Annotated in this window: 12 protein-coding genes; 4 read left to right on the forward strand and 8 right to left on the reverse strand. The window is 55.0% G+C overall.

The window, feature by feature from the left end:
• Positions 1-223: 223 nt before the first annotated feature.
• The 3 genes from HHI26_RS01875 to HHI26_RS01885 are packed head-to-tail and all read left to right on the forward strand — an operon-like array spanning position 224 to position 2,838.
• Positions 224-1,063 carry a MetQ/NlpA family ABC transporter substrate-binding protein gene (locus HHI26_RS01875; RefSeq protein ID WP_171148481.1) on the forward strand — a complete coding sequence of 280 codons (840 nt, stop codon included), beginning with the start codon at positions 224-226 and terminating at the stop codon, positions 1,061-1,063.
• A 52-nt stretch (positions 1,064-1,115) separates the two neighbouring features.
• Complete coding sequence (locus HHI26_RS01880) at positions 1,116-2,201, forward strand: ATP-binding cassette domain-containing protein (protein WP_241008214.1); 1,086 nt, start codon at positions 1,116-1,118, stop codon at positions 2,199-2,201.
• Entirely contained in the window at positions 2,182-2,838 is a 657-nt protein-coding gene (locus HHI26_RS01885) for a methionine ABC transporter permease (RefSeq protein ID WP_133842063.1), read from the forward strand. The genes HHI26_RS01880 and HHI26_RS01885 overlap by 20 nt, the downstream gene beginning before the upstream one ends.
• A 56-nt stretch (positions 2,839-2,894) precedes the next feature.
• Here HHI26_RS01885 and HHI26_RS01890 read toward each other — a convergent pair whose 3' ends face one another.
• The 8 genes from HHI26_RS01890 to HHI26_RS01925 all read right to left on the reverse strand — a co-directional run bounded on the left by HHI26_RS01890 (position 2,895) and on the right by HHI26_RS01925 (position 12,720).
• Positions 2,895-3,893 (reverse strand): membrane dipeptidase, encoded by a 999-nt coding sequence (locus tag HHI26_RS01890; RefSeq protein WP_133842064.1) that lies wholly within the window; start codon positions 3,891-3,893, stop codon positions 2,895-2,897.
• On the reverse strand, positions 3,890-5,509 hold the full coding sequence (locus tag HHI26_RS01895; RefSeq protein WP_171148483.1) for an ABC transporter ATP-binding protein: 1,620 nt from the start codon (positions 5,507-5,509) through the stop codon (positions 3,890-3,892). Before HHI26_RS01895 ends, HHI26_RS01890 begins: the two co-directional genes overlap by 4 nt.
• On the reverse strand, positions 5,506-6,324 hold the full coding sequence (locus HHI26_RS01900; protein WP_171148484.1) for an ABC transporter permease: 819 nt from the start codon (positions 6,322-6,324) through the stop codon (positions 5,506-5,508). The genes HHI26_RS01895 and HHI26_RS01900 overlap by 4 nt, the downstream gene beginning before the upstream one ends.
• Positions 6,321-7,319, reverse strand: coding sequence for an ABC transporter permease (locus HHI26_RS01905; RefSeq protein WP_171148485.1), 999 nt, complete (start codon positions 7,317-7,319; stop codon positions 6,321-6,323). The genes HHI26_RS01900 and HHI26_RS01905 overlap by 4 nt, the downstream gene beginning before the upstream one ends.
• 9 nt (positions 7,320-7,328) lie before the next feature.
• On the reverse strand, positions 7,329-8,879 hold the full coding sequence (locus tag HHI26_RS01910; protein WP_133842068.1) for an ABC transporter substrate-binding protein: 1,551 nt from the start codon (positions 8,877-8,879) through the stop codon (positions 7,329-7,331).
• A 48-nt stretch (positions 8,880-8,927) separates the two neighbouring features.
• On the reverse strand, positions 8,928-10,241 hold the full coding sequence (locus tag HHI26_RS01915; protein WP_171148486.1) for an FAD-binding oxidoreductase: 1,314 nt from the start codon (positions 10,239-10,241) through the stop codon (positions 8,928-8,930).
• A gap of 657 nt (positions 10,242-10,898) precedes the next feature.
• Positions 10,899-11,240, reverse strand: coding sequence for a hypothetical protein (locus HHI26_RS01920; RefSeq protein WP_171148487.1), 342 nt, complete (start codon positions 11,238-11,240; stop codon positions 10,899-10,901).
• A 463-nt stretch (positions 11,241-11,703) separates the two neighbouring features.
• Positions 11,704-12,720 (reverse strand): lipoate--protein ligase A, encoded by a 1,017-nt coding sequence (locus HHI26_RS01925; RefSeq protein ID WP_171148488.1) that lies wholly within the window; start codon positions 12,718-12,720, stop codon positions 11,704-11,706.
• A gap of 579 nt (positions 12,721-13,299) precedes the next feature.
• On the opposite strand from HHI26_RS01925, the gene HHI26_RS01930 reads away from it, so the two are divergent.
• Positions 13,300-14,514 (forward strand): SfnB family sulfur acquisition oxidoreductase, encoded by a 1,215-nt coding sequence (locus tag HHI26_RS01930; RefSeq protein WP_171148489.1) that lies wholly within the window; start codon positions 13,300-13,302, stop codon positions 14,512-14,514.

Raw genomic sequence — 14,514 nt, forward strand, 5'->3', positions numbered from 1 at the left:
TACCTGAGTAGACGAACCCTCGCCTCACACTCAATAAATATAGTTAGCTGCATAACCATTATTAAACCCCATCGATTAAAAACAAATTTAAATACTATTAAATAGCGTTGCGACATTTTATAAATAGCATTTGCTTATAAAGCATAATGCAAAAATAAATAACTCAGTATACTGCCGCTATCTGCCAAAAACGGCAGCAAATAACTTATTTCAGGACACTCTTATGCACACATGCCTGGCGTATGCCAAAAATAAATTACACCGTACTCTGTTTACCACTGCGGGCGTTTTCCTGTTAGCGGGCGCGGCGCTGGCACCGTTCTCCCTGGCGCAGGCCGCGGACAAAACCACGGTCAAAGTCGGCATCATCAGCGGTGAAGATGAAGACGTCTGGCGTGAAGTGATCAAACAGGCTGCCAGCAAAGGATTGACGGTGAAAACCGTGGTCTTCAATGACTACAACCAGCCCAATGAAGCGCTACAAAACGGCGAAGTCGATGCCAATGCTTTCCAGCATCAGCCCTTCCTCGATAACCAGATCAAGGTCAATCATTACGATGTGGTACGCGTGGGTGACACCGCCGTCTGGCCGATTGGTCTTTATTCTAAAAAGGTCAAATCATTGAGCGAACTGAAAGACGGGGCAGTCATTGGTGTGCCAAATGATCCGGCGAACGAAGCGCGTGGTCTGAATCTTTTACAGCGTGAAGGGGTCATAAAATTAAAACCGGGGGCCGGGATTTTTGCCACCATTGCCGATATCACTGAGAACCCGCACCATATTAAAATTAAAGAACTCGATTCCGGTATTATTGGCCGTTCCGTGCCTGATCTGGATGCTGCCGTAGTCAATACTGACTGGGCATTAAAAAGCGGCCTGACAAAAGAAGATCGTATTGCTCAGGAAAACGTTAAAGGTAACCCGTACAATAATTTTATTGCCGTAAAAAAAGAGAACGTGAATGCACCGTGGGTGAAAACACTGGTGGCGTCGTATCAGAATGATGACGTTAAAAAAGTCTTTGATCATGTCTATAAAGGCACGGGCATTACCGCCTGGTAAGGACAATATCATGACGTTATTTGCAGGCACTGAGGTGCCTTTCAACGCCGTCATGCGGGATGTTGCTGAGGCGGAGCAGGAGAGAGTGCACGCCAGCCGTGACAACCTGAGCGTGGTGCGCCTGCAAGGCGTATCACGCCAGTTTGGGGAAACCCATGCGCTGCGCGACGTCTCTCTGATGGTGAACAAAGGCGAAATTCTCGGCATTATTGGCCGCAGTGGTGCAGGAAAGTCCACGCTGATCCGCTGCCTGAATGGCCTGGAACGCCCCGATGCGGGCGTGATTGAAATTGAAGGCCGGGCGATTAATAATTTAAATGAGAAACAGCTCCAGTCGGTACGTAGCCGGGTGGGTATGGTGTTTCAGCACTTCAATCTTTTGTCGGCCAAAACCGCTGCGCAAAACGTCGCGTTACCTCTCAAAATCGCCGGAATGGACAAAGCCCAACGCACACGGCGGGTGGCGGAGTTGTTGAAACTGGTGGGTCTGGAAGACAAAGCCGATCACTATCCCGCCGCGTTATCGGGTGGGCAAAAGCAGCGTGTCGGGATTGCGCGCGCGCTGGCGGCCAACCCGGCATTACTGCTGTGTGATGAAGCCACCTCCGCGCTGGACCCGGAGACAACGCGATCCATTCTGGCATTGCTGAAATCGCTGAATCAGCAACTGGGCATCACCATTTTGCTCATTACCCACGAGATGGAAGTGATCAAGTCGGTGGCGCACCGGGTAGCGGTAATTGATGGTGGCGAAATTATTGAACAAGGCCCGGTGTGGCAGGTGTTTGCCCATCCGCAGTCTGAACTCACCCGCACGTTATTACGCGGATTACTGCCGCAGTTACCGGAGAATCTCAGCGCCAGCCTGAATAGTGAGCCGGATGGCGATGCCATCTTCAGCGTGCACTTTGCCGGAGAGAAAGCCGAAGGGGAGTTGATCACCCGTTTTGCGGCGGAATTTCCTGGAAAGTTTCGTTTATTGCAGGGTGGCGTTGACCACATTCAGCACTATGCGGTGGTACGTTTCTTTATCTCCGTTCCCGCGCAGAATCGTGCGGATCAACAACAGGTTATTGCCTGGCTGCGTCAGCAGCAGGCTCAGGTGGAGATAATGGGCTATGTCGCCAGTAATGATTGACCTACTGATTAATGCTGTTGGCGAAACGGTGCTGATGACCGCCGTTTCCGGGCTATTCTCGCTGATCGCGGGTCTGCCGTTGGGGTTAATTCTGGTGATGACCAGCCCCGGCGGTATTGCCCAGCACCGGGGCATCAATCGCTCACTTGGCCTGATCGTCAACAGTTTCCGCTCTCTGCCGTTTATCATCTTACTGGTGGCGTTGATCCCCTTCACCCGCTTTTTAGTCGGCACGTCGCTGGGAACCTGGGCGGCCATCGTACCGCTTTCGATCACCGCGACGCCGTACTTTGCGCGTGTGGCGGAAGTGTCACTGCGAGATGTTGATCGCGGGCTGATTGATGCGGTGCGGGCGATGGGTGCCAGCAAACTGCGGATTGTCTGGGATGTGTTGATCCCGGAAGCGTTACCCGGTCTGCTGTCCGGCTTTGTGGTGACGCTGGTGGCGCTAGTCGGTGCCTCGGCCATGGCCGGAGCCATCGGTGCGGGCGGGCTGGGCGATCTGGCTATCCGCTACGGCTATCAGCGCTTTGAAACCTCCGTGATGATGGCGGTAATTGTCGTGCTGATTGTACTGGTCTGCGGGATCCAGTGGTGCGGTGATAAGATCGTGCAAAAAATCGACAGAAGACATTAAGTCAAAACGGACAGGCCCGATAAGCGTATCAGGACCTGTCCGTGGGCCTTGTGATCTTATTTCCAGATCTCGTGGGCCAGACGCAGGAAGTTCTCCCCCAGTACCGCTTTCACGCTTTTCTCGCTGTGACCGCGTGCCAGTAACTCCGCAGTGACGTCAAACAATGCCTCCGGGGCGACATAACCATGTCCACCCTGGTACTCTTCCGCTGGCCAGTATTCAGCATGATTAGCGAGTATCTCTTCCACACTGAAGCTGCCTACCGGAAAGGCGTAGTCTAGTGCAATGCCGACGTGACGAGGCCCGGCCAGATTCAACAGATAGTCGATATGGTCGGCGAAACGGGCAGCATCCGGCTGGTCACAGCCTAAAAAGCCGCCGATGCCGTTAACGCCAATCAGGCCGCCGGTTTTGACGCAGGCAAGGATCTGTTCATCGGTGATATTGCGACCGTGTGGCGTGAGCTGGCGAGGATTGGAATGTGAGAAAATCACTGGCTGCTGCGAATATTCCATTGCTTCCATGCTGGTGCGATAACTGCAATGCGAAACGTCGACAAACATCCCGAGCCGGTTCATTTCATCAATCACTTCGCGGCCAAAAGCAGTCAGCCCGATATCCTCATCGTGACAGCCGCCTCCGGCCAGATTATTGCGGTTATAGGCGAATAACATCTGGCGAACACCCAGCCGATGATAAAATTCCACCATCTCTACGCGGCCATTCAGGGCGTTCATGCCCTCGATATCAAAGGTAATCCCCAGCCGACCTTCGCGACGGGCGCGGAGAATATCTTCAGGGCGCTCGACCAGCAGATAATCATCGCTGTGATCGAGGATCCAGTGCCTGAAAACCGCCAGATTTTCAACCGTCTGCGTCCAGGGCAAAACATCAAATCCGACATCCACCGAAAGATAGTGGACGCCTGCATTGCGCCATCGCTGAAGATTATTTAAATCAGCAGCCGGGTCCGGCATAAAACCGGAGTGACCATCCCAGACCAGCGCCTCATTAAACAGCGTGCGGGCACGCTGAACGATCGCTTCATTTTTCATAGCACAGCATCCTTTAATGTCGTCGTAAAACAGTCATCTTCCGTCTCATCCAGCCAACCCGGATGTGCCGAAGGTTCAGCGCGCAACAGCTGCCCGGTATAACTATCGAAAGGGGGATTCAGCACCTGCTCCCGGTCGCCCTGACGCACAATGTTACCGCGATACATCACGGCAACCTGATGGGCGATGGCGCGAACAATCGCCATATCATGGGTGATAAACAGCAGCGTCAGGCCCTGGTCCTGCTGCAAGCGACGAAACAGAGCGAGGATCTCTTGTGCCACCAGGGGATCCAGCGCAGAAGTCGGTTCATCACAGATTAAGATGTCCGGTTGACAGGCAAGGGCACGGGCAATGGCGACGCGCTGTTTCTGCCCCCCTGAAAGCTGCGCCGGAAAGCGACTGGCGAATGCCGGATCAAGCTCAACCTGGCGCAGGAGCTGATCGATACGGGCAGTGCGTGCCGCACCGCGTAAACCCTGCGTTCGTGCCAGCGGACGTCCGATCAGATCGCGTACCCGCTGGCGCGGATTCAGCGAGGTATCGGGATGCTGATAAAGATACTGAATTTTCTGCAATTGTTGCACAGTGCGTCGGCGACAGTTGAAATCAAGAGGCGATCCCGCAAAGGAGAGAATCCCCGTCGAGGGCTGCTGCAACCCCGCCAGCGTGCGGGCCAGCGTCGATTTTCCCGACCCGGATTCGCCGACCAGCGCCAGCGTACGCCCACGCTGTAAGCTGAGCGAGAGATCGTTGATCACCGGTGCGCCTTCGCCGTATCCCACCGTTAACGCGCTGACCTGTAACAATGCTGGCGTTGTACTCACGGGGGCGGGCGGTGAGGGATGTGTCGCTGCTAACAACGCCCGGGTGTAGGGATGCACCGCCGCAGAGACCAGTTGGGCTGGTGTACCGGCCTCAATCATTTTCCCGTCACGTAACACCAGCAGATGGTCGGCGATCTGATTGACCACGGCGATATCATGCGAAATATACAACGCTGCCGTATGCGTCTGGCGCACCGCGTGGCGGATCGCCTTGAGAACGTCCCGCTGAGTGGTCACATCCAGCGCGGTGGTGGGTTCATCGAACACCACAATGTCAGGATCGGGGCAGAGTGCCATCACCGTCATGGCGCGCTGTAGCTGACCGCCGGAAACCTGATGCGGATAGCGTCTGGCAAACTGTGCGGGCTGCGGTAAATCGAGCAGCGTCAGCAGTTGCAGCATGCGCTGACGGGCCTGGTCAGCGGTCAGTAATCCGTGATAACAGGCGGCTTCGACAATTTGTTCACCCAGCGTCAGCGCCGGATTAAACGCCGCGCTGGCCGACTGTGCCACATAGCCAATATGCTTGCCGCGCAGGCGCGCCAGTCGCACCGTATCGCGCGCATCCAGACGCTGCTGCTCGTAAGTCAGGGTGCCAGCAACCGGGGTTAACTCCCCGCGGTAGTACCCCATAATCGCCAGACCGAGCGTCGATTTACCGGCACCGGATTCGCCAATTAACCCCAGCACTTCGCCGCGCGCCAGGCTGAACGAGATGTTGTCAATCACGGTACGGCCCTGATGGGTGACCTGCAGACCTTCAAGTTTAAGCAACGGTGCGTGCATCATTGTCCACCTGCCTGGCGTTGCCAGTAACGACTCAGCGCATCGACTACCAGATTGGTGGAAATCACCAACAGGGCAATGGCGATGGCCGGATAGAATGCGGCGCTGACGCCAAACAGTATGCCGTCACGATTTTCACGCACAATGCTGCCCCAGTCGGCGGCTGGCGGCTGAACCCCCAGCCCAAGGAAGGAGAGCGTGGAAACAAACAGCACGCAGTAGCCAAAACGCACGCCGAACTCGGTGAGCAGTGGCACCCAGGCATTGGGTAACATTTCATGAAAGATGCGCCAGCGGTGAGACTCGCCAGCCAGTAACGTCGCTTCCATATACTCCATCGCTGAAATCTGTTTCGCCAGCGCATACCCCAGACGATAGACGCGGGTGGCTTCAATCGCCGCCAGTACCACAATCAGCGTGAGGTTCTCCTGGGGTAATACGGCCAGCGCCACCAGTGAAAGGATCAGCGACGGCAGAGACATAAACAGATCGTTGATGCGCGAAATTACCTGCTCCATGCGTCCACCGAGACTGACCGCGAGAAAACTGATTAAGGTGCCTGCTATCATCGCCAGCAGAGCAATGGCGAAGGCAAACAGCAGCGTTAAGCGCGTGCCGTACAGCAGACGGGAAAAGAGATCGCGCCCAAGATTATCGGTACCCAGCCAGTGCTGAGCGCTCATCGGTTGCCACAGATCGCCAGTAATCGCCGACCCGTCATACGGTGCCAGCCAGGGGGCAATCAGTGCCGCCGTCAGTAACAGGGCGAGCACAAAGATCGCTATCACCGTGCCCGGCAGTGAGCCTGGCGTCTTCATCGTGGATACCTCAGGCGGGGATTGGTGAAAAGGACAATGCCATCCACCAGTAAGTTGATCACAATATAAAGGCTGGCAAAGACCAGGCCACAGGCCTGTACCACCGGGATATCGCGTACCGTTACCGCATCGACCATATATTGGCCCATGCCGGGATAGACGAAGATCACCTCAACAATCATGGCACCGACAATCAGTGCGGCCAGATTGATAGCAATCACCGTCACCACCGGCGCAATGGCATTGGGGGCGGCATGCTTCAGCAGAATGCGCAGAGGAGCAAGCCCCTTGAGCCGAGCCGTCTCCATCCACGGTGTATCGGTTAACTGCAACAGCGCGCTGCGCGTCGACCTTAACAGATGAGCCAGCACCGACAGCGCCAGCGTGCACATTGGCAGGATCATGGCGGAAAAGCGCTGAGAAAAGGTCATATCATCGTAAAGCGTTGAAGGGAATGTGGTCAGCCCGGCCTGCACTACCACGGCTTCAATCAGCAGGTAGCCAATAAAGAACTCTGGTAGTGACAACGTCACTAAACTCAGCCACTGCAGCACCCGATCGGGTAAGCGATGCAGGTATCTCACTGCCAGAAGTCCACCACCCAGTGCTACTGGCACTGCCAGCAGCATCGCGCCGCCGGCCAGTGACAATGAGTTGATTAGACGGGGCCAGAGCAAGGTGCCGACCGGCTGATGACTGCCCCAGGAAATGCCCAAATCTCCCTGCAACAGCTGTGTTACCCAGCTGAAATAGCGTATTACCATCGGCTGATCCAGCCCAAGGCTTTGACGAATGGCCGCCATGGCTTCCGGGGAGGCATTTTGCCCGGCAGAGGCCGCCGCAAAGTCGCCGGGTAAGGCATTGATAGACAGAAATATTAGTACGGACACACTCCACAGTAGCAGCAGGGCAATGAGCACCCGCTGGCCAAGCGCCTGTGCCAGTGGATGGCTGAACCCCGGGATCCGGATGCCGTGCAAGCGGTCAAACAGCATACGTTTCCCTTAACTCGTCAGCCACACGCGTGAAATCACATGGCCATTGGAGAGATCGTTGCCAACATCCTCCACATAACCTTGCAGACGGTTGCTACTGGCGTTCAGATAGTTATTAAACACCGGCAGCAGGGTGCCGCCCTCATCGCGGACAATCAGCGCGATATCGTGATAGAGCGCGCGACGTTTAGCTTCATCCTCTTCGCCACGCGCCAGTTTCAGCAGGCTGGCAAATTGCGGGTTGGCAAAATGGGTTTCATTACTGGCTGACGTCGGGCCCAGCTCCAGCGAATAAATTAAATCCTGAGTAAGTCGTGTGCCCCAGGAAGAGACGCAAAACGGCTTGCTGCGCCAGACATTGTTCCAGTAACCGTCGTCGGGCTGGCGGCGAATATCCAGCTTAATCCCGGCTTTCTGTGCGCTTAACTGAAATAGCGTGGCGGCATCGACAGCACCCGGGAAGACGCCTTCAGCGGTATCGAGAACAATCGGGCCGCTATAACCGGACTTTTTAAAATGAAACGCCGCTTTATCAGGATCATAAGTGCGCTGCGGGATCTCTGACGGGAACAGCGGATAGGCTGCATTGACCGGGAAATCATTGCCGAGTGAACCGTAGCCGCCCAGCACACGCTGTAAAATTTGCTCGCGGTCGATGGCATATTTCAGCGCCAGGCGCAGGTCATTATTGCTGAACGGCGCCTGGTCAACCATCATCGGCAGGGTGTAATGTCCGCGCCCTGGCGTGTTATACAGCGTGACGGGGCCGCGTTGCAGCAGCGCAACAATTTTCGGGTTCAGGCTGCTGATAAAATGGACCTTACCGGTGGAAAGGGCCGCAACACGTGCCGAAGCATCATTAATGGCAATCACTTCCGCACTGTCGACATGACCACGTTCGGCATCCCAGTCGTGTGGGTTTTTCTCCAGCTGCGCATACACGCCCGGCTCAAACTTCACCAGACGGTAAGGACCGGTGCCAATACCGGCGTTCGGATTGTCAAAGCCGCCGTCCGGCTGAATTTGTAAATTCCACAATGACAGCACCAGCGGGAAATCGACGTTACTCTCGCTCAGGACGATCTCAATTTTATCGCCCTGTGCGGTGACGCTTTTAATCGCGGAGAGATAGGCAATAACGCCAGAGCGGAATTTGGCATCGCGGTGACGTTCAATCGTCTTTACCACATCGTCTGCCGTTAACGACTGGCCGTTATGGAACAGCACGCCCTTGCGCAGGGTAAACAGCCAGCGCGTTGATTTATCGCTGGCCTCCCAGGATTCTGCCAGTCCGGGCAGCGCTTTGCCCGTTTTGGCATCGGTGCGAATGAGCGTATCGCCCCAGGCACAGCCCACCACCATCATATAAGCACTGATCCAGCTTGCCGGATCCAGTTGATCCGTGGTGGCGGCCCCGTCGATGCCCAGTTTGAGGTGTCCGCCTTTTTTGACCGTAGTCTCTGCCGCACGGGCCGTGAGCGTCAGCGATAAGCCACTGGCCACGACGCTGGCGGCCAGCGATGCTTTAATAAAATCCCGTCGATTAAATGAGTGCGTCATAAGATAACCTTAAGAAGGGGCCGAAACCCGCTGATGATGATGTTGGCATTAACATTCACTGCGCGCTTTCCAGCGCTCGCGTGCCAGATAACCTTTTACGCCGATATCCAGAACCGGGCGCGGCGGCAGCCAGTTGGCAAGACCCACTGAGGCCATGTCGCTGAGCAGCGGATGGTCCTGCTGCAAGGCGTATTCCGCCAGCAGGTGCCCAAAGGCACTCTGTTTGGAGATCCCCGCACCGTTACACCCTGCCGACGCATAAATATGGGGCGCGACCTTGCCCCAGACCGGGGCGCCATTCCCCGTAATCCCAATCATTCCCGACCAGCTCCAGTTCATCGCAACATCACTGAGTTGCGGATAGAGTCGATTGAACAACGCTTGATGACGGCGAGCATGCAGGCCGGTTTCACGCGCACTGGTGGTCAGGCCTGGGGTGAAATTGACGTGTTCACGGATCAGGAAACGGTGATCGTGGGTGTAACGTAAGGTGGCACCCGCCAGCGCATTCATCGGCGTCAGGCCCCAGGGCTGAATATCCCCCAGGCGCTGGCGCTGCGCGGTAGTGAGGGGTTCTGTCAGGGTGGCGAAGGTTGCCATGGCGAAGACGTTACTTTTGCCCGGCAACAAGCCGCGAATCGCCCCGTTCATGCCCAGCATCAACTGCGATGCCTGAATGTCACCGTGCGGCGTTTGCACGCGAATACCGCTGTGGGTATCGATGTTCAGCGCCGGGGTGTTGGGGTAGATCGTGACGTTGTCAGGCAACGATGTCGCCAGGCCCCGCACCAGCGCGGCGGGGTTGACGAGAATGCAGTTAGGCGTGTAAACCGCGCGGCGATAAAAATCGGTGCCCAGCAGTGAAGCAAGCTCAGCTTTTTCCATCACCTTATGGGGTTCATCAAGCCGGTTCAGTTCGGCGCAGTAGGCATCAATCAGCCTGTCAAACTGGGGAGTAACGGCGCAGTGATATTTGCCCGTATTGCTCCAGTGACAGTCAATGTTATGGGTCTGGACGGTTTTTTTTAGCTGGCTGACGCCAAACTGCAGCAGGCGGCGATAGGTCTGCGCGTGCGCCAGCTCTTCCGTTGAACTGCCGACATTGTGCGGTAAATCGATCATAAAGCCGGAGTTGCGTGCAGACGCATTATCCGCAATATCAACGGCATCAATCACCACCACCTGCTGATGCGGGCGCAGCTCGGCAATACGTCGGGCGAAAGCCAGCCCGGCGTAGCCGGCACCGATCACCAGCCAGTCTGCCTGAATGGAACGGTTCAGCGCGGGCAGGCGCGGAAGGGGGGGCAACTGCGCCGCCCAGCCGTTGATGTTCTGATCAAAAGGAAGTGAACGGATATCCATACTGTGTGTTGTTCATCGGTGGCGTCGTCAGGTTGAAGACGGACACGGCCGACGTTATCATCAGCCGTGAAAAAATAAGGAAGAGGCGAAGCATAGGAGAAACGAGGCGGGAGACTAAACAATTTTAAATCATTAGCTTATGCGGAATTCATCATCTGTTGCTACCGACGTTTTTTAGGGTCGGCCAGTGCCGTTGACATGACTGTCGGGAAAAAGGTGGATCGAAGAAGGTCGACCTATGAGGGCGTTCCTGTCATTTTTTGTGGCTGACAGTTTGGCTTCCGGTCTGAGGCCAGTTTGAGCACGCCGGATCGGCAAAATCCGCATCCCTGCGGGCCTCGGCACGCGGCGTCCCTGCCGCGTGACGTCCGGCTTACCTAAAACTGGCCCCATCCCCAAAGAACGGTTGCTCGCTGTAAGTTTTAAAACCGCCACGGCATGACGATGTCAGCGGATTGATTTGGGATTGAGGTTGTATTGAGCTGGGCCATCGTCACGGCTCAGGTAAGCATCACTGGCTGGTGTAAAAATAAGCTCGTCAATTACGGGGAATGCGGGTCATGTTTTGTGGGGAAACCTCAGAGGTCAACCTTTGTGCGCTGTGCATTATGCTGCTCCGCGCTTGTGAGCTAGATTAAAGGATGAGCTTATACCTTTCTACATTTTGAAAGTATAATCACTATTAATATCTATTTTTACGAGTTCATTTTCGAATAACGCAGCAAGTTTATTCATTTTCATATTTAGTTTGTCCGTCGAAATAGAGTCAGGATTTTGATCTCCCGACAATACAACTTTGGTTAAATCAGAAATGTAATCATTATGTTCATTTAAATATTCTTTTCTTGCTTTCATTATTTCATCAAAAAGACGATTGAGATGTTCACTGGTTAATATGTTATATCGTTCAAGTCTTATCTTGGTGTTGTTAATTTTAGCGTAATAAGATAATTGCGTTGATGCTGATTTTTCCTCCTCTAATTTAAGTGTCGCTAACAATTCTGCTGTTTTTTGGCTATCTCTATGTTTTTTAGATCTAAAATGGAGGTCTGCTCGTATTAGTACATCGTTGAATATTTCTTCATTTATTTCCTATAACAAACTGTCGAATTTTAGAGCAAAAACATGGGCGGAATCCAAAGTATTGAGAAGTGTTTTTTCTTTGAACCATTTTTTTGCTTTGAAAGCCGCATAGACTGCGGACAATGCCATAACTAAATTACATATAGTGCTCATCCAATCAGACAGATTCCCACTTTCCCAAGTTGGCAGAACACTGTTCTTGACAAGGAAGAACGCCAAAATCCAAAAAGGAAAGAGTACTAATACAATAATTATGACCAGAATAATTTTAAACATGATGTGTTTTCCACTTACCATTTACTTATTGCAATGCCAGTAGGCAGGATAATGACTTCGGGCTGATCTTCTGCTTTTGTCAACTGGCCTGCCAATGCGGTCATCATCGCACACTCTCCGCCAGCCACTGCTCCAGCTCCGTCAGCTCCACCTCTTGCTGAGGGAACGCCTCCCTCAGCCGTGCCACCTTAGCGGCCAGCGCCTCCGGGCGATATTCGGTGCCGGGCAGCAGTTCCGCCAGTTTCTCCAGCGGCGCCAGGTTCAGGCTGTCGCTGAAAATCTGGCAGCGGCTGACCTTGCCGCGCTCAACATCGACGTGGATTTCCACGCCACCCCAGCTAAAACGGGTATCCAGCAGGTGCTGGAACTGCGGTGCCTGGCCAAAATTCCACTGCCAGCTGCTCTGTTTGGCAAACTGCGCCTCAAAACCTGGCAGGTCGGGCAGGGAGGTCGGGGAGATATGTTCGGGCTGGCATTCTTCGCCAAAATGGTCGAAAAACGCCGCCGTTACTGCGCTGCAAATCGCTTCAAAGGTAATCCCCGGCACCAGCTCTTCCAGATTCGCCACGCGCGAGCGCACGGAAGTAATGCCTTTGGCCTGCAATTTCTTGATGTCAGGGTTGAGGTAATCGGCCAGGCGCGAGAGGTCCGCATCGCGCAGAATAGTACCGTGATGAAAACCGCGATCGTGGGTTTCATGGTAGGCAGAACCGGAGATTTTACGCACGCCGTCGGCGGTATTCACCACCAGATCGTTTCGTCCTGAGGCTTCAGCCTGAATACCCAACGACGCCAGCGCCCGCAGAATAATCCCGGTGGACACGCTTTTATCGTATTCCGGCTTCCCGGCCATAAAAGTAAAGCAGCAGTTACCGAGATCATGAAACACCGCGCCACCGCCGCTGCTGCGTCGCGCCAGGCGGATGCCGTCTTCTTCCATACGCCGCGTATTGCACTCTTTCCACGGATTCTGCGAACGGCCAATCACCACCGTTTCGGCATTGCGCCACAAAAACAGCACCCGCTGCGTCGCTGGCATCTGGCGGAAAATAGACTCTTCCACGGCCAGGTTAAACCACGGGTCCCAGGAATCCGATAACAGTAAACGCAGTGTGGACATGCTTGACTCCATTGAAGTTTTGGCGGCGCAGGGATAATACCATCATCGGGGAAAACGTCCAGATTGCCGCCTGATGCCCGTCATCAGCACGGGTTGATCGGAAAAGATGATCGACCCCTACATTAGATCGCGATGCCGTGGAGGTTTTAAACTCACAGCGAGTAACGGTTCTGCGGGGATGGGGCCAGCTTGAGGTAAGCCGGACGTCACGCGACAGGACGTCGCGTGCCGAGGCCCGCATGGATGCGTTTTTTGCCGATCCGGCGTGCTCAAACTGGCCCCGGACCTGACGCCGAACGTTCAGCCAGGGAATATAACCGGGGATCCCACCGTGATCGCCCATAGAGTTCGGCAATTTTATATTGCCAATAATTAACACCGTTATAAATTAACCGCGCCCATTATTATTTTTAAATAAAACCGCTATAGCTAAATATCAGCAATCCAACGTCATATTTGTCATAAGTACGACGCTTTACTTCATATTATCGCTCTGATTATATTAATGAAATCTGAAAAATCTCTTTGCTGATGGCCTGCGCCATCTGGCATTTATTTGCCTGTTAATTAAGGGACATCATGAGCCAATCAGCGAGTACTACCGGCCAGAATAAAACAGCGGCAGTGATCCTCAGTCACGAACAGGCGATCCAGGCCGCACAGGCGGTTGCCGATCTCGCCCGGATAGATGTGGTGGCCCGCGACCGGGACCGCATCTATCCGCTGGAAGCGTTGGCGCTGTTCAGCCGCAGCGGACTGGGCAGTATTTCTGTGCCCCGCGCTTTTGGTGGCGGCGGACTGTCGTACCGCACGCTGGCAGAGGTGTTCCGCATTATCTCGGCCGTGGACCCCTCGCTGGGGCAGATCCCGCAAAACCATTTCGCCCTCATCCAGTTGCTGCTTGATGAAGGCACGCCCGCCCAACAGCAGACTATTTTCAGCGCCGTGGTGCAGGGGCAGCGCCTCGGCAACGGCGGCCCGGAAAAAAATACCCGGCATACCCGTGAAGTGACGGCTCGCCTGGTCCAGGGGCCGGATGGCCTGCGTCTGACCGGCAGCAAGTTCTACTCCACCGGCGCACTGTTCGCCGACATTATCGTTACCACCGCATTGAATGATGACGGGCAGGCGGTGATGGCCTTTATGCCGCGCAAATCGGTCGGTCTGGAGATTGTCGATGACTGGTCCGGCATGGGTCAGCGCACCACCGCCAGCGGAACAATCCATCTCGATGCGGTGCGGGTGGATGCCGCACTGGTGATCCCGATGCCAGCGGGCGACAAACCGTCACTGCGTGGCCCGGTCTCGCAGCTGTTACAGGCGGCCATCGATGCCGGAATTGGCCGGGGGGCCTTTGATGAGGGCTGCGAATTTATTCGCCGCCATTCGCGCCCGTGGGTGGATGCCGGGGTAGAGCGAAACGCTGACGATCCCCATTTACAGGCCGATGTGGGCCGGGTGTTTATTGAACTGGTCGCGGCGGAATCCCTGCTGCGCCGCGCGGCCAGCACGCTGGATAACATCGACCCCGCCCAACTGGATGCCCGGACCGCCGCGCTGGCTTCTATTGCGGTAGCCGAAGCCAAAGTACTGACCACCGAGATTGCGCTTAAGGCCAGCGAAAAGCTGCTGGAGTGGGGCGGCAGTCGCGCCACGCTCAGCGAGCATGGCCTTGACCGCCACTGGCGCAATGCACGCACCCATACCCTGCACGATCCGCTCCGCTGGAAGTTTCACGCCATCGGTAATTACTACCTCAACGGTCAGCTTCCGGTGCGTCATGCCTGGATTTAA

Source organism: Erwinia sp. JH02 (assembly GCF_013074405.1).
GTDB lineage: Bacteria > Pseudomonadota > Gammaproteobacteria > Enterobacterales > Enterobacteriaceae > Erwinia > Erwinia rhapontici.